This window comes from Pseudonocardia ailaonensis (assembly GCF_039531635.1).
GTDB lineage: Bacteria > Actinomycetota > Actinomycetes > Mycobacteriales > Pseudonocardiaceae > Pseudonocardia > Pseudonocardia ailaonensis.
On sequence record NZ_BAAAQK010000009.1, the window covers coordinates 502,707 to 519,751 of the forward strand.

Annotated in this window: 17 protein-coding genes; 7 read left to right on the forward strand and 10 right to left on the reverse strand. The window is 71.6% G+C overall.

Annotated features, from left to right (window positions below):
• Window positions 1-40 precede the first annotated feature (40 nt).
• Window positions 41-1,153, forward strand: a complete 1,113-nt coding sequence (locus ABD324_RS18200) for an acyl-CoA dehydrogenase family protein (protein ID WP_344418188.1) — start codon at window positions 41-43, stop codon at window positions 1,151-1,153.
• A 14-nt stretch (window positions 1,154-1,167) separates the two neighbouring features.
• On the forward strand, window positions 1,168-2,262 hold the full coding sequence (locus ABD324_RS18205; RefSeq protein ID WP_344418190.1) for an acyl-CoA dehydrogenase family protein: 1,095 nt from the start codon (window positions 1,168-1,170) through the stop codon (window positions 2,260-2,262).
• Window positions 2,263-2,335: 73 nt separating this feature from the next.
• Here ABD324_RS18205 and ABD324_RS18210 read toward each other — a convergent pair whose 3' ends face one another.
• The 6 genes from ABD324_RS18210 to ABD324_RS18235 all read right to left on the reverse strand — a co-directional run bounded on the left by ABD324_RS18210 (window position 2,336) and on the right by ABD324_RS18235 (window position 8,528).
• Window positions 2,336-3,496 (reverse strand): thiolase C-terminal domain-containing protein, encoded by a 1,161-nt coding sequence (locus ABD324_RS18210; RefSeq protein ID WP_344418192.1) that lies wholly within the window; start codon window positions 3,494-3,496, stop codon window positions 2,336-2,338.
• The gene (locus tag ABD324_RS18215) at window positions 3,493-4,665 is read right to left on the reverse strand and encodes a Zn-ribbon domain-containing OB-fold protein (RefSeq protein WP_344418194.1); all 1,173 of its coding nucleotides are present in this window, start codon (window positions 4,663-4,665) and stop codon (window positions 3,493-3,495) included. The genes ABD324_RS18210 and ABD324_RS18215 overlap by 4 nt, the downstream gene beginning before the upstream one ends.
• A gap of 87 nt (window positions 4,666-4,752) precedes the next feature.
• Window positions 4,753-5,508, reverse strand: coding sequence for a FadR/GntR family transcriptional regulator (locus tag ABD324_RS18220; RefSeq protein WP_344418196.1), 756 nt, complete (start codon window positions 5,506-5,508; stop codon window positions 4,753-4,755).
• Between the two features lie 52 nt (window positions 5,509-5,560).
• Window positions 5,561-6,349, reverse strand: coding sequence for an enoyl-CoA hydratase/isomerase family protein (locus ABD324_RS18225; RefSeq protein WP_344418198.1), 789 nt, complete (start codon window positions 6,347-6,349; stop codon window positions 5,561-5,563).
• A complete protein-coding gene (locus ABD324_RS18230) occupies window positions 6,346-7,962 on the reverse strand; it encodes a class I adenylate-forming enzyme family protein (protein ID WP_344418200.1) in 1,617 nt (538 codons plus the stop codon). Before ABD324_RS18230 ends, ABD324_RS18225 begins: the two co-directional genes overlap by 4 nt.
• Window positions 7,959-8,528, reverse strand: a complete 570-nt coding sequence (locus ABD324_RS18235; RefSeq protein WP_344418202.1) for a cysteine hydrolase family protein — start codon at window positions 8,526-8,528, stop codon at window positions 7,959-7,961. Before ABD324_RS18235 ends, ABD324_RS18230 begins: the two co-directional genes overlap by 4 nt.
• 245 nt (window positions 8,529-8,773) lie before the next feature.
• Here ABD324_RS18235 and ABD324_RS18240 point away from each other — a divergent pair, with 245 nt between their 5' ends.
• The 5 genes from ABD324_RS18240 to ABD324_RS18260 are packed head-to-tail and all read left to right on the forward strand — an operon-like array spanning window position 8,774 to window position 13,024.
• Entirely contained in the window at window positions 8,774-10,024 is a 1,251-nt protein-coding gene (locus tag ABD324_RS18240; protein WP_344418204.1) for an ABC transporter substrate-binding protein, read from the forward strand.
• Window positions 10,024-11,070, forward strand: coding sequence for an NADPH:quinone oxidoreductase family protein (locus tag ABD324_RS18245; RefSeq protein ID WP_344418206.1), 1,047 nt, complete (start codon window positions 10,024-10,026; stop codon window positions 11,068-11,070). The genes ABD324_RS18240 and ABD324_RS18245 overlap by 1 nt, the downstream gene beginning before the upstream one ends.
• Window positions 11,057-11,950 (forward strand): SDR family NAD(P)-dependent oxidoreductase, encoded by an 894-nt coding sequence (locus ABD324_RS18250; protein ID WP_344418208.1) that lies wholly within the window; start codon window positions 11,057-11,059, stop codon window positions 11,948-11,950. Before ABD324_RS18245 ends, ABD324_RS18250 begins: the two co-directional genes overlap by 14 nt.
• Before the next feature lie 56 nt (window positions 11,951-12,006).
• Entirely contained in the window at window positions 12,007-12,531 is a 525-nt protein-coding gene (locus ABD324_RS18255) for a nuclear transport factor 2 family protein (protein ID WP_344418210.1), read from the forward strand.
• Window positions 12,518-13,024, forward strand: a complete 507-nt coding sequence (locus ABD324_RS18260) for an SRPBCC family protein (protein WP_344418212.1) — start codon at window positions 12,518-12,520, stop codon at window positions 13,022-13,024. The genes ABD324_RS18255 and ABD324_RS18260 overlap by 14 nt, the downstream gene beginning before the upstream one ends.
• A gap of 84 nt (window positions 13,025-13,108) precedes the next feature.
• On the opposite strand, the gene ABD324_RS18265 is transcribed toward ABD324_RS18260, so the two are convergent.
• The 4 genes from ABD324_RS18265 to ABD324_RS18280 all read right to left on the reverse strand — a co-directional run bounded on the left by ABD324_RS18265 (window position 13,109) and on the right by ABD324_RS18280 (window position 17,036).
• Window positions 13,109-13,537: a nuclear transport factor 2 family protein gene (locus tag ABD324_RS18265; protein WP_344418293.1), complete on the reverse strand. Its 429-nt coding sequence runs from the start codon at window positions 13,535-13,537 to the stop codon at window positions 13,109-13,111.
• A gap of 524 nt (window positions 13,538-14,061) precedes the next feature.
• A complete protein-coding gene (locus ABD324_RS18270; protein ID WP_344418214.1) occupies window positions 14,062-14,829 on the reverse strand; it encodes an oxidoreductase in 768 nt (255 codons plus the stop codon).
• 7 nt (window positions 14,830-14,836) lie between these two features.
• Window positions 14,837-15,811 carry an SDR family NAD(P)-dependent oxidoreductase gene (locus tag ABD324_RS18275; RefSeq protein ID WP_344418216.1) on the reverse strand — a complete coding sequence of 325 codons (975 nt, stop codon included), beginning with the start codon at window positions 15,809-15,811 and terminating at the stop codon, window positions 14,837-14,839.
• On the reverse strand, window positions 15,804-17,036 hold the full coding sequence (locus ABD324_RS18280) for a cytochrome P450 (RefSeq protein ID WP_344418218.1): 1,233 nt from the start codon (window positions 17,034-17,036) through the stop codon (window positions 15,804-15,806). Before ABD324_RS18280 ends, ABD324_RS18275 begins: the two co-directional genes overlap by 8 nt.
• Window positions 17,037-17,045 lie beyond the last annotated feature (9 nt).

A 17,045-nucleotide genomic window follows, 5' to 3' on the forward strand; every position in this document is an offset into this window, starting at 1 on the left:
CATGTAACCTAGTTAACTTCCACAAGTAATTGGAGGTGCCGTGACGGACACCCTCGAGCGTGCCGCGCTACGGGACGTCACGAGGTCGGTGCTCGCCGACCTGGCGACGGAGCAGCAGGTCCGGGAACACATGGACGGCGACGGCTTCGACCGTGCGCTTTGGGCCGCCATGGCACAGGTCGGGCTCTTGGGACTGGCCGTCCCCGAGGAGCTCGGTGGTTCCGGTGCCGGTTGGACCGAGCAGTCCGTAGTGCACGAGGAGCTGGGCCGCACCCTCGCCTGCGTGCCGTTCCTCGCCACCGCGACCCTGGCGGCGGCGGCCCTGTCGGCCTCGACGGACGAGGCCCGCAGCCGATGGCTGCCAGGCCTTGCCGCCGGCACGACGATCGTCACGGTCGCCGCGCCGGCGGCCGGCTCGGGGAGCTGGTACGACCCGCCGAGCGGCGTCTCCGCGGAGTCGTCGGGCCCGGCCTGGCGCCTGGCCGGGCGCCTGCGCTACGTCCTCGACGCCGCCGTCGCGGACCTGTTCCTGGTCACGGCGGACGCCGGCGGGACGGTCGGCCTGTTCGCCGTCGAGCGGGCCGACGTCGCGTCCGTCGAGCCGGTCGCGACATCGGACCGCACGCGCCGGGTGGGTCACGTGGTCCTCCACGACTCCCCGGCCGTCATGGTCGGCGGACCCGAGGCGGTGCTCGCCGCACACGGTGTGGGTGTCACGATGCTGGCCGCCGAGCAGACCGGTGGTGCCGCGGCCTGTCTCGAACGGTCCGTGGACCACGTCCGGACCCGGGTCCAGTTCGGCCGTCCGATCGGGTCGTTCCAGGCCGTGCAGCACCACTGCGCGAACATGCTGCTGCGCGTCGAGAGCGCGCGATCCGCCGCGCGACGGGCGGCCCAGGAGCTCGACGACCCGCCCGGGCCCGACGCGGACCCCGGCGTGGTCTCCCGGCTGATCGCCGGATCGGTGTGCACCGAGGCCTATCTCGCCTGCGCCTCGACGAACGTTCAGCTGCACGGCGGAACGGGCTTCACCTGGGAGCACTCGGCCCAGCTGCACGTCAAACGATCACGCGGCTCGGCCGTACTGCTGGGGCAGCCGGCGGAGCACAGACGGGCGCTGCGGGCGTCCGGGAAGGTGCTGGTGGGTCTGTGAGATTCCGTGAGGACGTGACGCGCTTCCTGGAGACGGCGCCCCGGCCGGCCGGCCTGCACGACTACGGCCCGACCCCGTCGCACGGCGACGTGCGGGCCGGTCGCGACTGGCAGGCGACCCTCGCCGAGCACGGCTACGCCTGCCTGCACTGGCCGGCCGAGCACGGCGGGCCCGACGCCTCGGTCGCCGACCAGGCCGCCTTCGCAGAGGAGTGCGCACGGGCCGGGGTGCCGCGTCAGCTGTCGATGGTGGGCCCGGACCTCGTCGGCCCCGTGCTGATGCGCTTCGGAACCCCCGCCCAGCAGCAGCGTCACCTCGCCCGCATCCGCGACGGCCGGGACCTCTGGTGCCAGCTGTTCTCCGAGCCGGGTGCGGGATCCGATCTCGCCGCCGTCGCCACCAGGGCGGTCGAGCGACCGGACGGGAGCTGGCAGGTCCGCGGGCAGAAGGTGTGGACGAGTGCCGCGGACAGCGCGGACCTGGGAATCCTGCTTGCCCGCTCCGGCGGGCCGGGGCCGGGCGGGCTGTCGGCGTTCGTCGTGCCGATGCGCAGCCCCGGGGTCACGGTCCGCCCGCTGCGACAGATGGACGGGGAGAGCAAATTCAACGAGGTCTTCCTCGACGACGTCGTACTCGGCGCCGACCAGGTCATCGGCACGCCGGGCGCCGGATGGGCCGTCGCCAAGGCCACGCTCGGCCGTGAACGGCTCTCGCTGGGGGCGAACGCGGTCGGCATGTTCGAGAGCATCGTGGAGCTCGAGACCGCCGCGGCTGCGCACGGGCGACTCGACGACGCCCTTCGCGACCAGATCGTGGAGGCCTGGATCCGGGTCTGGCTCATGCGGGTGACCTGGGAACGCGCCATCGAGGAGGGTACCGACCCGTCGGGATCGACCTTCTCCGTGCTGAAGCTGCTGACCTCGGAGACCTACCGCGACATCGCGGACCTCGGCATCGCCGCGCTGGGACCCGCCGCGCTCGAGGAGGAACAGCCGCTGGTGAAGCGGATGCTGGTCGGGCACGCCCAGACGATCCTCGGCGGGACCAGCGAGATCCAGCGCACCATCCTCGCCGAACGGATCCTGGGCCTGCCCCGGGCGCCGCGCTGAGGCGCCCGGCCCGGCGCTCCCCGTGGCTCCGCCCGGTCCCCGCGAGACGGCGACCGGGCGGGCCTCCTCGCGATCAGCCCTTGTCGATCGACAGCACGGAGACGGCCGACACCGCGGTGGGTCCACCGATGTTGTGCGCGATCCCCAGGCGGGCCCCGTCGACCTGGGTCGCGGCCTCACCCCGCAGCTGCTCCACGATCTCGACGCACTGTGCGACCCCGGTCGCACCCGGCGGGTGCCCCTTGGCCTTCAGGCCGCCGCTCGGGTTCACCGGGATCCGCCCGCCCACGCTCGTGGCTCCCTCCTCCACCAGCCGGTAGGCCTGGAACCGGTCGGCGAACCCGAGATCCTCGTAGGACATGATCTCGACCCCGGAGAAGCAGTCGTGGACCTCGGCGACGTCGACCTGGTCCGGGGTGATGCCGGCCATCGTGAAGGCCTGACGGGCCGCGCGGACCGTGGCCGGGAACGTGGTCATGTCGCGCTTGTGCTGGTGCATCACCCGGTCGAGCCCGAGCCCGACCCCGCGCACCCACACCGGAGTGTCGGTGAACCGGTCGACCCGGTCCTCCGCGACCACGAGGAGCGCGGCCGCGCCGTCGCTCTGGGGGGTGCAGTCGTAGAGCCCGAACGGGTCGGCGACGATCGGCGCGCCGAGGACCTTCTCCACGGAGATCTCGAAGCGCAGCTGCGCCTTCGGGTTGTTCAGCGCGTGACGGTGGTTCTTGACCGCGACCATCGCCATGTGCTCCCGGGTGGCCGGGCTCTCGTGGAGATACCGCTGCACGTGAAGCGCGAAGTTCGCGGGGGCGATGAGACCCAGCGGGTAGTCCCAGGCCATGTCGCGGGTCATGCCGGCCCACTCCCAGAACGTCGTGCGTGCGGAGGACTCACGGATCTTGTCCGCGCCGATGACCAGGACGACGTCGAACGCTCCCGACCCGACGGCGAAGACGGCGTTGCGCAGTGCGTCGTTGCCCGTCGCGCACGCGTTCTCCACACGGGTCACGGGGATGTCCAGCAGGTCGCACGAGTCGGCGAGGACCCCGCTGGGAAACCCGTCGCTCGTCTGCAGCTGACCGAACCAGGCCGCCTGGATGTCCGCCTTCGCGGCGCCCTTGTCGACACTGCGCAGGCACTCGTCGAGCGCCTCCGGGAGCAGATCCTTCATCCCCTTGTCGAAGTGTTCGGCGAACCGGGTCATGCCCGCGCCGACGATCGCGCACCGTCTCATACCGTGATCTCCTGGTCCGGCCGGAAGGCGTAGCCGTAGTCGGGAATGCCGGAACGGATCTCGATCCGGCGCAGGACCATCTCGCCCGGCGCCCCGATCGCCACCGCCGCCGCGGTGCCGGTGGTCGACGCGAGAGCCCGGACACCGATCCCGTCGAGCTCGACGATCACCAGCTGGTACGGGGTGGCCTTGCCCGGGACCGGGACGTTGACGGTGCTCGAGGTGTAGACCTCGCCGCGGCGCGGCAGGTCGACGAGGACCACCTCTCCCGCGGCGTCCCGCACGGCCCCGTGGGGTCTGGGTGGGAACCGCAGCTCGCCGGTGTCGGCGTCGGTGCTCGCCCGCCATCCCAGCTTCGCCCGGAAGGCCCGGTCGTAGGCGCTCAGCGAGACGGGGATCGGCGGGCCCGGTGTGAGGGTGAGGGGCGGAGCGGGGCGAGCGGCGCGCTCGTCCCGCCGGACGGCGACGTGCCCTCCGTCGAGCTCGACGACGGTGACGCTGGCCTGGTCGACGGCGGCCAGCACTGCTCCCGGGGAGAAGGCTGCCCCGGCGAGCGCGAACAGCACGGACGACGCGCCCACCGTCGGGAGGTCGAGCGGCGACCCGGACGACAGGTCCCCGGCCTCCCGGCCGCCCACGCCGGCGACGACGTCGAGCTTCGGGTGGCCGAGCTCGGCGAGGGACGCAAGAGCGCCGCGATCGCGCAGGAGCCGAGGGTCCTCGTAGTCGTGGAACCCCCCGGCTCTGTCCCGCGACCGGACCGGCAGCGATCGGTTGATCCGGCTCACGTACCGGACGTCGAGCCCTCCCGCGCCGACGACCGCCGCGGCCGCCCCCGCCGGTTCGCCCGCGTCGGCGCCGATGACGAGCGTGGCGACGGGGGACTCGAGCAGAGCGTCGAGTGTCGCGGCGGCCCCGCCGAGCTGCTCGACGACCCGGACACCGCGGGGCAGGCCCAGACCGGCCGTGAGGGCCGCCGAGTTGCCGCCTTCGAGCAGCGGGAGCTCCCGCGAGATCAGAACTACCCGGCCGACTACCTGCCCCGTCGCTGCGCCGAGAGCCAGCCGCCCCGCGGCGACGGCCAGGGTGACCGCGTCCTCGTCGGGCCCCGCCCGGCGGCCCGTCCGCCCGGCCCACGGAGGCAGGTACGTGCCGATCGTCGTGATCATGCCGACGCCCTTCAGATAGCTGACCTAGTTAACTATCTAGGGTAGACCGGCGAGGGCCGGCACGCAATGGCCGCGCGAGGCGGCGGGTCAGTCGAAGAGATCGAGTACGGCCTGGCTGTCCAGAACCTTCTCGAGATAGCGGCTGGTCTCCCGGACGTGGCGTTCCCACAGCTCGCTGGCGCCGTCGGCGTCCGACGCCTCGAGCAGCGCAATGAGCTTGCGGTGGGTCTGGTCGCTCTTGTGCCGGGCCTCGGACTGCCGCTCCGACCTTCCTTCACGCTCGAGTGCCTTGGTCGTGGCACGGTCGATCACATGGCGGACCATCTCGGCGAGCGCGACCATCGTGATGTTGCCGGTGCGCTGGATGACGAGCCCGTGGAACTCGTTCTGGGCCGCGAGCGACTCCTCCATCGACCCCGCGGACGTCTCGCGCGCCAGCGCCTCCCGTAGCGCGGCGAGATCCTCCTCCGTCCGGTTGGCCGCCAACGCGGACACGCACTGGCTCTCGATCGACGCCGCGGCCGTGAAGACGTCCGACAGCGTGGCCCCCCGGTACTCGAGCAGGAAGCCCGCGTAGCGGGCCGCCACCTCACCCTTCGGCGGACGCACGACGGCACCGGCCCGGCTGCCCCGGCGCACCTCGATGAGCGCCTCGGACTCGAGGATCCGTAGAGCCTCCCGGAGGGTGGGACGACTGATCCCGTAGCGCTCGGTGAGCATCGCCTCCGTGGGCAGCAGATCCCCGTCGGTCAGCTCGCCTTCCACGATGCTCTTGCGCAGTCGCATCGCCACGAGTTCCGCAGCCTTCGGCACGCGGACGCGCTCGGACTCACCTAGGGACATAAGTTAGACATTACTCGGCGCAAGGGACAGCCGGCCGCGAGACCTGATGCGTTCATCCGAATCGGGGCGCCCGCTTCTCCCGCAGCGACGCCACCCCCTCCCGGACGTCCGGGGTGCCGAGCCCGAACATCTCCGCCGTGACCGACAGGTCGAAGGCCGCCGAATTGGCCCGGTACCAGTGGTTCAGCGACTGCTTGGTGAAGCGGATCGCGTCCTGGGCACCGTGGCGCAGCCTCGTCGCGATCGCCAGCGCCCGGACGTCGACCTCGTCGTCCTCCACGCACAGGGAGACGAGGCCGATCCGCTCGGCCTCCTCCCCCGTCACCGGTTCGCAGGTGAGGAGCAGGTACTTCGCCTTCGCCATGCCGCAGAGCAGAGGCCACGAGATCACCGAATGGTCCCCCGCGGCGATGCCGAGCCGGGTGTGCCCGTCGACGAGGCGTGCCGTCCGCGAGACCACGGAGACATCGGCGAGCAGACCCACCACCAGCCCGGCGCCGACCGCGACTCCCCGGATGCCGGAGACGACCGGCTTCGTGGTCTCGATCATGGCGAAGACGATGTCCCGCGTCTCCCGGAGCAGCTGTGTGCGGAAGGCCGGGTCCTCGATCGCCCGGTCGATGACGTCGAAGCTGCCGCCGGCCGAGAAGGTGCCGTTCGCCCCGCGCAGCACCACACTGCGGACCTCCGGCGACCGCTCGATGTCCCGCCAGACGTGCCCCAGGTCCGCGTGCATCTCGGCGGTGACCGCGTTCAGGTTCGGCGCGTCGAACAGCAGCTCGAGCACGCCGTCCGCCACGAAGGACGGGTTGAGACTGGCATAGGTCTCCAGCAGCGTCACCGGACGGCCTCCTCGGGGTTCGGAGCGGCGCGGGCCAGGACGAGTGCCCGCAGGTCCACCTTGCTGACCTTGCCACCAGAGTTGGTGGGGAACTCGTCGAACACCTCGAACCGCTCGGGCACCATGAACTCCGCGAGGCCCCGTGTCCGCAGGTGGGCGGCCACCCGGTCGAGAGTGAGGGGTCCGGTCGGCACGACACACAGGCAGACGCGCTCGCCGTAGACCGGGTCGGGCACCCCGAGCGCCGCCACCTCGAGGACCTCCGCCATCTCCACCACGACGTCCTCGATCTCCCGGGGGCTGATGTTCTGCCCGCCCCGGATGATCAGATCCTTGACCCGCCCGACGACGTGGAGGTAGCCGTCCTCGTCCACCCGGCCCAGGTCACCCGACCGGTAGAGACCCTCGGGGGTGAAGGCGGCCGCCGTCTGGGCGGCGTCGTTGAGGTACCCGTAGCTCTTGATGGGGTTTCGCCAGTGGATCTCGCCCACCTCGGAACCGGCCCCCTCCCCGATCCGCAGCTCGGTGTGGGGCAGGGGCCGACCGACCGAGCGGTGCCGCTTCCCGGGCGGATCGTCGACGGTCGTCATCGTGGGGACACCGCCGTCCGTGGCGCCGTACATGGGCAGGACCTGGCCGAGGGTGGCGTCGATCTCCGCGGCGACGTCGGGCGGCATGGGAGCGCCCGCGTTGGACAGCACCCGCAGTGCGGGAAGCCGCATCCCACGCCGCTTCGCGACGTCGAGCATCTTGATCAGCTGGGTGGGCACCGCGACGGCGACGGACGCGCCTTCCTCGGCCAGCAGGTCGAGCGCGGCCACGGGGTTCCAGTGCTCGAGCATGACACTGCTCGACCCGAAGAGGAGAGGCGTCAGCACGGGGAAGAGGTAGCCGGTCGATCCGGTGTTCGCCGGGGCGATGCCGGCGAACACCTCGGGCTGCTCACCGACTCCCAGGGTCTCCCGGTAGACGGAGAGGAAGAACCAGAGGTTGTCGTCGCTGTAGAGCGAGATCTTCGGGAATCCCGATGTCCCGGACGTCACCATGCACATGCGCGGCAGCGACTGCGTGGCGAGACCGGTCCCCCGGTGCCGCGCCGGCCGGAGCATGACCTCGTCGAGGTCCACCGAGGCACCCGGCCCGAAGGAGGCGACGACCTCGAGTGCGGGAAGGTCCGCCCGGAGCCCGGCGATCATCGCCGAGTACCGGACGTCGTCGCGGTCCGGCGGGACGACGACCACCCTCGCTCCGGACCGCTCCAGGAGGTGTCCGATCTCGCGCTCGCGCCAGGCGTCCGACAGCGGCAGGAAGGTCAGGTCCGCGCGGTCGCAGGCGAAGTGCATCAGCGGGATGGTCGCGTTGCTGGGCGACTGCACCGCCACGACGGCGCCCGCCGGCAGACCCAGCCCGACGAGCCACGCCGCCAGCGCCGCGGTCCGGTCGGCGAACTCGCGGTAGGACAGCCTGCGGTGCTGGTCGGCCACCGCGAGCCGATCACCGTGAGCCGAGGCGTGCGCGTCGAGCACGTGTAGCAGGTTGTCCGTCCGCCAGACCTTCTCGGCGACCCAGCGGTCGATCTCCGCCGCGGTCGGCGCCATCGCCACCTCGGTCACCGGCCCTCACCGAGGGCCGCGGCCCAGCCGTCGACGTCCTGCACGGTCGCCTGCGCCGGGAACACCTTCTCCATCAGAACGTCGTGCACCACCGGGTCCGGGTCGGCGCAGGCGTCGGAGAGCACCACGGCGGCGAGGTCCTTGTCGGCCGCCGCGCGCAGCGTCGAGAGCACGACACCGCTCGTGTGGAGACCGGCGAGCACGACGGTCCCGACCCCCAGGGAACAGAGCACCTCGTCGAGGTCGCTCCCCGCGAAGGCACTGACCCGACGCTTGTCCACGACGATCGCGTCCTCCGACGCGATCCCGGCGCAGAACTCCGCCGTCGGGGACCCCGGCGCGAACGCACCGCTGCCCGCCACGGCGGTGAACATCGCGTTCCCCGAGCCGATGCCGGCACCGCCGGCGCGCAGGGCGACCCGACACAAGAGCACGGGCATGGTCGCCGCCCGGGCCAGCGAGATCGCCTCGACGGCCTTCTTCAGGGCCATGGGCGCGGCCGGGCACCCTGCGGCGATCGCCTCCTGGAAATCCATGACGACGAGTGCGCTCTGCGACGTTCGCATCGACTGCTCCCCACTGTGCGAGCCCTCTGGTCGCGGCCGACCCAATCACGCAATCCCAGCGAGTGCAATAGGTTAACCAGGTTATCCTTGTATGTATACAGGAAGAGCACTTGCTCTACTTGGTAAACTATGTCAGCGTGGCGGCTCGACCGGCGTGGGCGATCGCTCCGACGGGTCTCCTGCTCAGAGAGGAGCAGTCGTTGACCATCCCGAATCGCGCGAATCGAGGAGCTGTGCCCCCACCGGTGCGTCACCGGCGAAGGGTCGGCGGCCTTGCCGCGACCGTCGCCGCCGGCCTGCTCGGCCTGGCGGCCTGCAGCAGCGGCACCCCCGGTGCCGCCGGCACGTCCGGTGGACCGTCCGGGGCGCCGATCGTCGTCATGGCGACGGCACCGGTTGACGCGCAGCTCGTCTCGCTGCCCCAGTTCATCGACGTCGCCCAGGCCTATGCGAAGCAGGTCAACGCGGCGGGCGGGATCAACGGCCGTCCCCTGCAGATCACGACGTGCGACAACCAGGCGTCGCCGACGCAGACCGCGGCGTGCGCCCGGCAGGCCGTCTCGGACAAGGCCGTGGCCACGGTGGGCTGGGCGATCGAGAGCCCGGCCTTCCTCCAGGTCCTGGCGGACGCCAGGATCCCCTGGGTCCCCGGCACCGCACAGACCCCCGACGCCTTCACCAACACCAACTCGTTCCCCGTGACGGTCGGCTCGCTCCAGCAGGGCATGGGACAGGTCGCCGCCGCGGTCAAGGAGGGGTGCCGGTCCGTCGCCCTGGTGACCAACGAGTCCCTGGTCGCCCGCGCTAAGCCGCAGCAGGACGGCCTGACGAAGCAGGGTGTCGGTGTCCGGGTCATCACCTACCCGACCAACGTCAGCGACATCGGCCCGATCGTCGCCCAGATGAAGGGCAGCGACTGCCTGATCATCGGCGCGACGTCCGACACCTTCGTCGCCCAGCTGGGCGCGGCGCTGCCCCAGGCCGGCATCACCTTCTCGCGGATCATCAGCAACGCGAGCCTGACGAAGGAGCTCGTCTCGCAGAACCCCGCGACGTGGGACGGCACGGTCGTCACCGGGCTGGTGACCAACGTCCAGGGCCCGCAGTGGAAGGGCTTCCGCGACGCGATCGCCGCGTACTCCACCGTGGACAAGCAGAAGCACTCCCCCACAACGGCCCAACCGGTGTGGGTGGCCATGTCCGTGCTCTCGAACACGATCCGCGAGATGGTCTCGCAGGGCAAGGACGTCACCGGCGCGAATCTCCAGCAGGCCCTGGGTGCCACCACGTCGGCGAACAGCGACGACACCGGTCCGCCGCTGAACTTCACGACCCAGTCCCGGGTGCCGGGCTTCCCCCGCCTGTTCGCTCCCTACATGGGGTTCTCGGTCGTGAAGAACGGCGACGTCGTGCCGGCCTACGACGGCACCTACCACGACATCCAGCCGTTCATCCTCGGTGAGAAGAGCACCGATCCGTTCTTCGCGATCGGGTGATGCGCGCCTACCGGCTCGACTCCTTCGGTGGCCCCCGGGCACTGCGCCCGGTGGTCACCGAGGAGCCGGCAGTACGACCGGGCCGGGTCGTGGTCCGGGCCCGCGCGATCGGCATCAACCATCCGGACCTGCTCACGACCCGGGGTCGGCTCCAGGGTCTGCCGAGCCTGCCCGCCGTCCCCGGCCGGGAGGTGGCGGGGATCGTCGCCGCGGCATCCCCGGACACCGGTTGGCTACCCGGGGATGCCGTCTGCGGCTACGTCGAGGGTGGTGCCTACGCCGAGCTGGTGGACGTCCCCGGGGACCGGGTGGTCCCGGTCCCCCGGGGCGCGGACTTCGGCTCGGCCGTCGCCCTGGTCATCAACTTCCAGACCGCGCACTTCGCCCTGCGGGTCCGGGGCGGGCTGGTGGCGGGCGAGCGGGTGCTGGTGCTCGGCGCCGCGGGCGGGATCGGGAGCGCGGCGGTCCAGATCGCCCGCGCGAGCGGCGCGCGGGTGGTGGCCGGCGTCGCGACCGCGGAGCAGGTTCCGGTCGCCGTCTCGGTCGGGGCTGACGACGTCGTGGTGCTCGGCGAGCGCTTCAGTCGGGAGGTGCTCGCACAGGCCCCGGACGGCGTGGACCTGGTCGTCGATCCGCTGGGCGGCAGCGTGACGCCGGAGGCGCTGCGCTGCCTCGCCCCCGAGGGCCGGCTGCTCGTCCTCGGCTTCGCGGCCGGGTCCGTCCCGACGATCGGCACGAACCGCCTGCTGCTGAACAACACCTCGCTCGTGGGGGTGGCCTGGAACGGACCGCTCCGACGTCCCGTCGACTCGATGGCCGCCACCGCACGCGAGCTCGGGGCGATGGTCGAGGCCGGCACGATCCGGCCCCACATCGGGTCGCGTTTCCGGTTCGAGCAGCTGCCCGAGGCGCTCCTGGCGCTGGAGGCCGGATCCCTGTCGGGCAAGGCCGTGGTGGAGCTGCCCGTCCCACCGGACCCCGGGATCGACCCTGCGAGCAGATCCGAGACCGGCACCGAGAAGAGGCACACCCATGGGACTTCTTGACGGCCGCGTGGCGATCGTGACCGGCGCCGGGCGCGGGCTCGGCCGGGCCCACGCGCTGGCGCTCGCGGCCGCCGGCGCATCGGTCGTGGTGAACGACGTCCCCACCCGGGCGGACCAGACCACGTCGCCTGCGGTGGAGGTCGTCGACGAGATCGTCGCCGCCGGGGGAAAGGCGGTCGCGCACACCTCGTCGGTCGCGGACTGGCGGGCCTGCGCCTCGGTCGTCGAGCACGCGGTCGAGGAGCTCGGGCGCCTCGACATCCTCGTCAACAACGCCGGCGTGGCCCGGGACCGGATGCTGACCTCGGCCACCGAGGAGGATCTCGACCTCACCCTCGGCGTCCACGTCAAGGGGACCTATGCGATGTCCCGTCACGCGTGCGCGTACTGGAGGAGCCTGGCCAAGGCCGGCGGCGACGTCGCGGGCCGGGTCGTCAACACCACCTCCGGTGCGGGCATGGCGGGTAACCCGGGGCAGACGGCATACGCGGCCGCGAAGGCCGCGATCATCGGGTTCACGCTGAGTCTCGCTCAGGAGTCCGCCCGCTACCGGGTCACCGCCAACGCCGTCTCCCCCCTCGCCCGCACCCCAATGACAGCGACGATCATGGACGAGGCGCCCACCGACGGCGGCTTCGACCCGCTCGCCCCCGAGAACGCCTCGGGCCTGGTGGTGTATCTCGCCTCACCGGCAGCGGGCTGGCTGACCGGCCAGGTGCTGCGGGTCGAGGGCAACGAGGTCGTCCGCATGGAGGGCTGGTCGCCCGGTGCGCGGTACCGCTCCCGCGACGGTTTCGTGCTCGGACCGGAGGAGCTCGCCGTGGCCGTTCCCCGGCTGTACGGCACCGCGCCGCACGGGCTGGCGGGCCTTGTCGGATGAACCGGCCGACTGCACCCGATCACGTCGACGACGTGCCCAGGACACGGGAAGCGCTGATGGACGAGGTGATCGCGAAGCAGGAGATCCGCGATCTCGTTCTGCTGTACGGCATGGCCTGCGACCGCGACGACGCCGAGCTGCTCCGCCAGGTCTACCTGCCCGACGGTCGCGACAACCGGGGGGAGCCGAACGGCCTGGCGAGCGAGTACATCGAGGCGATGTCGCGGCTGCGCGCCGGCAGCATCATGGTCGCCCACCAGCTCACGAACCACCTGATCTGGGTCGACGGCGACGTGGCCGAGGGCGAGGTGCGCAACGTGTCCCACACCGTGCACACGACCGACACCGGCTACGCCTACCGGATCATGGGCGGCCGGTACCTCGACGAGTACCGGCGGGACGGCAGCGGGCGTTGGCGCATCGCCGACCGTGCCGCCGTGGTCGACTGGGCCGACGGCTGGCCGATCGACGAGGCGGGAGCACGACCCCGGTACGGGACCACCCTGTCCGGCGCCGACGACGAGACCGACCCGGTCTACCGGGTGCTCTCCCGGGCACGCCGCGGTCGTGCCGCATGGTGAGCGCCGGCCGGACGCCGGGGTCGCGGTGAGGGTGTGTGCGGTCGTCGACACGTTCGTCGCGGCGAGCCCGGCGGCCGTCTGGACGGTGCTCACCGACTTCGACGGATACCCGGCGTGGAATCCGTTCGTCATCGGCATCGACACCGGCGGGGCCTACGGGCGAGGTGCGCTCTGGCACGTCACTCGCGTGGGCACCGGCGGTCGACCGGCGACGATCGACGTCGTCCTGGACACCTGGAAGGCGGAGCGGGAGTTCGCCTGGGTCGGTGGCTCTCACCGCCGCTGGCAGCTGTCCGGCCGGCACAGCTTCGTCCTGATCCCGGCGGACGGGGGCACGGTGCTGCGCCAGGCCGAACGCGTCCACGGACTGTGGGCCTTGACCCGACGTCGCGACCTGCAGGTCGCGATGCGGGAGCAGTTCGGCCGGATGAACGAGGCCCTGCGTCTCGAGGTCGAGTCCGGCACATCGTCCGATCATGGACGTGAGCCGTGACCTTCGAAGGGAGCTCGGCCGCGGTCACCTGTCCCCGTCGAGCTCCCTCCTCCGTGCGTGCCGTCGCCCGGGGCAGGACGCCGGTCATTCGAACGACGTGCCGTACCCGCTGCGCCCGACCAACTTCCCGTCCGAGCCCAGGGGCAGGATCTCGACGGTCATCATCGCCACGCGGCCGCCTCCCTCCAGGTCGAGCCGCCATCTCGCCTCGGCGAACAGGAACCACTCGCCGACGTACCAGTTGGTCAGCGCAACGTCGGTGACGGTGGCGGCGTCGTAGAAGCGCCTGTAGTAGTCACGCATCTTCTCGCGCGTGTCGAGCAACGGGAAGGTGTTCCCGTCCGCGGGGAAGTAGTCCCGGACACCGGCGTAGGCGTACTCCGAGGGGCTGAACAGGTCCATGATCGCGTCGATGTCCCCGGCCCTGACCGCGTCGTGGTAGTCGAACGGGTCCGGTTCCGGTCGGCGAGGGTGTTCGGGGCCTCGCCGGTCCGCAGCCAGGAGCGCAGCCAGGCGATCTCACCGGAGATGCCCGTGGCACCGTCGGTCAGCAGCATGGTCAGGTTCTCGGTGTGCTGGTAGGTGGCGTGATCGGTCGGGATTCCGGAGGAGGGGCCGTACCAGTCCGTGTGCCAGAACGTCCACCATTCGCTCGCCAGCTTGGTGAACACCCTGTACTCGCTGTCCCGCTGACCGGAGCCGTGCATCAGGGAGTAGTGGTCGCGGATGCCGGGAATATCCGTCGCGACGACCGGGAACGGTTTCCCGTCCTCGTCGATGTGCGAGATCAGCCACGTCACACTGTCCGACCAGGCCAGCCGTTCCGGCGAGGAGACCGTGGCGACGACCTTCTCCGGGCCCTGGCCGAGGTACTCCGACTCGGCGTGGGCATCGGCTCGGCGGATCGAGTCCAGGACCCGGTCCGCCCCCTTCACGAACCCCGGCTCGTACGTAGCGGTCACGTCGGGACGACCTCCTTCGGTCGAACGATCTACTCGTGGTGGTGAATGCGCACAGGCGAGACGTACTCCCGCTGGTCAGTGGACCGTCGGCATCAGCCCGCCGTCGACGACGTACTGGGTGCCGGTGATGTAGCGGGCGTCGGCGGAGACGAGGAACTCGACGAGCGCCGCGACCTCGTCCGGGAGGCCAGGGCGCCCGAGCGGGACGCCGAACCCGGCGACGAACTGCCGTCGCGCCTCCTCGATGTCCAGACCGGTCCCGGACACGAGCTCGTCGAGCCGGGCGGACATGCCGGTCGTCTCGATGATCCCCGGGGACACGAGGTTGACCGTGACGTTCTCCGGGGCGACCGCCCGGGCCAGGCCCTTGCTGTAGGCCGCCAGCGCCGCCTTGGCCGCGGCATAGGCGAGCGCGGCGGGTTGCGGGAGCCGCGACGCGCCCGAGCCGATGTGCACGATCGCCCCTCCCCCCGACGCGATCATCGCCGGGAGGAGGAGGCGGTCGAGCCGGACCGCGGAGAGGAGGGTGCCGTTCAGGTCCGCCAGCCAGTCGGCGTCCGTCATCTCCAGGACACCGCCCTGGACACGGGTCTGCGACGCGGCGTTGTCGACGAGGACGTCGATCCCGCCGAGGCGGCCGAGGGCCTCCTCCGCGAGCCGGCTCGGACCGTCCTCCGTGGACAGGTCCGCCGCGACCGCCGTCCCGGGCCCGGAGTAGCCGTCGACGGAGCGCGCCGCGACGACGACCGTCGCGCCCGCCTCGTCCAGACGCCGGGCGACCGCGGCGCCGATTCCACGGCTCGCGCCGGTCACCACGGCCCGCCGCCCCGACATGTCGCTCATCGGCTCCTCAGCTCCCGAGACGCGCGGCCGTCGGGACGAGCCCGTCGAGTGCGGTGACGACCTCGGCGACCTCGTCGAACAGGGTCCGTGGCTCGGAGACGGTGGTCGTGGAGCGCACGGCCGCCCAGTTCGCCTCGAGGTCCTCGGCGGTGATCCCCGTCGGCTCGGGCGCGATCCATCCGGGCCCCAACGCGACGAACACCCGCGCGTAGCGGCCTCCGCACACCGAGTAGACGTCACCGTTGTCCCGGCAGGCCGGGCTCGCCAGGTGCGCCACCAGCGGCGCGACGAGCGCGGGATCGCGGCGGCGGAGGATCTCACCGCGGTAGGCGGCCCCGCGGCGCTCCCGGGCCTCCTGGTTGCCCGGGATCGGGTTTTCGACGCTGATCGTCGTCGCCGCGAACGGGAGCACGACGTTGACCGCGATCCCGTGGTCCTCCCCTTCAGTGGCGAGGGCGCGGGCGAGGCCGAAGACCCCGGCCTTCGCGGCGCAGTAGTTGCTGTTCGCGGCCTGCGAGAACATCCCCGCGCTCGACCCGGTCATGACGACCCGGCCGTAGCGCTGCTCCTTCATCACCCGCCACGCCGGCTGGGTCACGTGGAACGCGGCGCGGAGGTGGACGTCGAGAACCGCGTCGATCTGGTCGGCGCCGAGCTCCCCGAACGGGCCGGGCCGGAGGAAGCCGGCGTTGTTCACCACGACATGGAGGCCGCCGAACCGCTCGAGGGCGAGCCGGGTCAGCTCGGCCCCGCCCTCCGCGCTCGTGACGCTGCTGGTGTTCGCGACGGCCTCGCCGCCCGCCTGCCCGATCTCGTCCACCACCTGCGCGGCGCGGTCCTCGAGGAGGTCGTTGACCACGACCTTCGCACCGCGCTCCGCCAGCGCCAGCGCCTCCGCCCGGCCGATCCCCTGTCCGGCTCCGGTGACGACGGCGACCTGACCGGCGAGCGTCTGTGGCACCATCCGCACCGGCTCAGACATGAGCGGCCTCGGTGGCGGTCTTGTTGGCGATGTCGATCACGAGCGCGTTGAGTCCGCGGAACTGGGCGCTGGGCGCGTGCGAAAGATCCTGGCCGGGGACCAGGGTCACCGACGGTACCCGGGACAGGAACGTCTCGAAGGCGATCCGGGCCTCCAGCCGGGCCAGCGGGGCGCCCAGACAGAAGTGCGGCCCGATCCCGAAGGCGATCTGGTTGGCCACCTTCTCTCGGGCCGGGTCGAAGCGGTCCGGCTCTCGGAACTCCTCGCCGTCCCGGTTCGCCGCGCCCAGCATGATCAGCACCCGGGAACCCTGGGGGATGTCCACGCCGCCGACCACGGTGTCCTTCGTGACGCGCCGCGGGGCCCACTGCACCGGCGACTCCATGCGGAGCGTCTCCTCGATCACCGCCGGGATGAGCGAGTGGTCCTGCCGGACGGCAGCCAACCGAGACGGGTCCTCCAGGAGCTTCAACATGGCCATCGAGATGAGGTGCGCAGTGGTGATCACCCCGCCGCGGATCACCGTCACCGCGTTGTCCCGCACGTAGTCCAGGTCGAGGGACCCATCGCGTTCGACCTGCTGGCGGATCATGAAGCTGAGCTCGTCGTCGCCCGGATCCGCGGCGAGCCGCAGGATCGTCGCGGTGAGGTTCTCGGTCGCGCCCTGGGCGCTGGTCCGCTGCTGTTCCTGTACCTCGGGGGGCAGGAAGCTCAGCCCGCCGTTGTCGACCCGCGACCAGCCGTCGAGCCAGGCCAGGTCGTCACGCGAGAAGCCCATCATGTCCGTCAGCACCAGCAGCGGGAGCCGTTCGGCGAAGTCGGCCACGAAGTCGATCCGGTCCCGGCCCTCGAGGTCGTCGATGAGCGCGTTGCAGAGGTCCTCGATCATGCCCGTCCGGGCCTGCAGGGCCCGTGGCTTGAAGGCGTTGCGGCAGAAGTCGCGCTTGACCCGGTGGTCCGGGGGGTCTGCCTCGATCAGGCTCTGCGTCTCCCGTCCGTCGCCGGTCTCGGGGAAGGGGTTGTACAGCGTCCGGCTGCCGACGCTGGAGAACGTCTCGTAGTCCTTCGAGATGGCCACGACGTCGTCGAACCGGGACACGAGGTAGTCGTCGGTACCCGGGATCCGGTACACGGGCGACTCGGTCCGGAGCCACTCGTACTGCGGATAGGGGTCCTCCGCGCCGTCGAGGGAGGGATAGGTGATGTGCACAGGGCATCCGCTCATGGGGGCGTC

Excerpts from the sequence above, each read along its gene's own strand:
- ABD324_RS18210 (WP_344418192.1), bottom strand. The coding sequence starts at position 3,496 with ATGAGACGGTGCGCGATCGTCGGCGCGGGCATGACCCGGTTCGCCGAA.
- ABD324_RS18215 (WP_344418194.1), bottom strand. The coding sequence starts at position 4,665 with ATGATCACGACGATCGGCACGTACCTGCCTCCGTGGGCCGGGCGGACG.
- ABD324_RS18220 (WP_344418196.1), bottom strand. The coding sequence starts at position 5,508 with ATGTCCCTAGGTGAGTCCGAGCGCGTCCGCGTGCCGAAGGCTGCGGAA.
- ABD324_RS18235 (WP_344418202.1), bottom strand. The coding sequence starts at position 8,528 with ATGCGAACGTCGCAGAGCGCACTCGTCGTCATGGATTTCCAGGAGGCG.
- ABD324_RS18245 (WP_344418206.1), top strand. The coding sequence starts at position 10,024 with ATGCGCGCCTACCGGCTCGACTCCTTCGGTGGCCCCCGGGCACTGCGC.
- ABD324_RS18250 (WP_344418208.1), top strand. The coding sequence starts at position 11,057 with ATGGGACTTCTTGACGGCCGCGTGGCGATCGTGACCGGCGCCGGGCGC.
- ABD324_RS18255 (WP_344418210.1), top strand. The coding sequence starts at position 12,007 with ATGGACGAGGTGATCGCGAAGCAGGAGATCCGCGATCTCGTTCTGCTG.
- ABD324_RS18270 (WP_344418214.1), bottom strand. The coding sequence starts at position 14,829 with ATGAGCGACATGTCGGGGCGGCGGGCCGTGGTGACCGGCGCGAGCCGT.
- ABD324_RS18275 (WP_344418216.1), bottom strand. The coding sequence starts at position 15,811 with ATGTCTGAGCCGGTGCGGATGGTGCCACAGACGCTCGCCGGTCAGGTC.
- ABD324_RS18280 (WP_344418218.1), bottom strand. The coding sequence starts at position 17,036 with ATGAGCGGATGCCCTGTGCACATCACCTATCCCTCCCTCGACGGCGCG.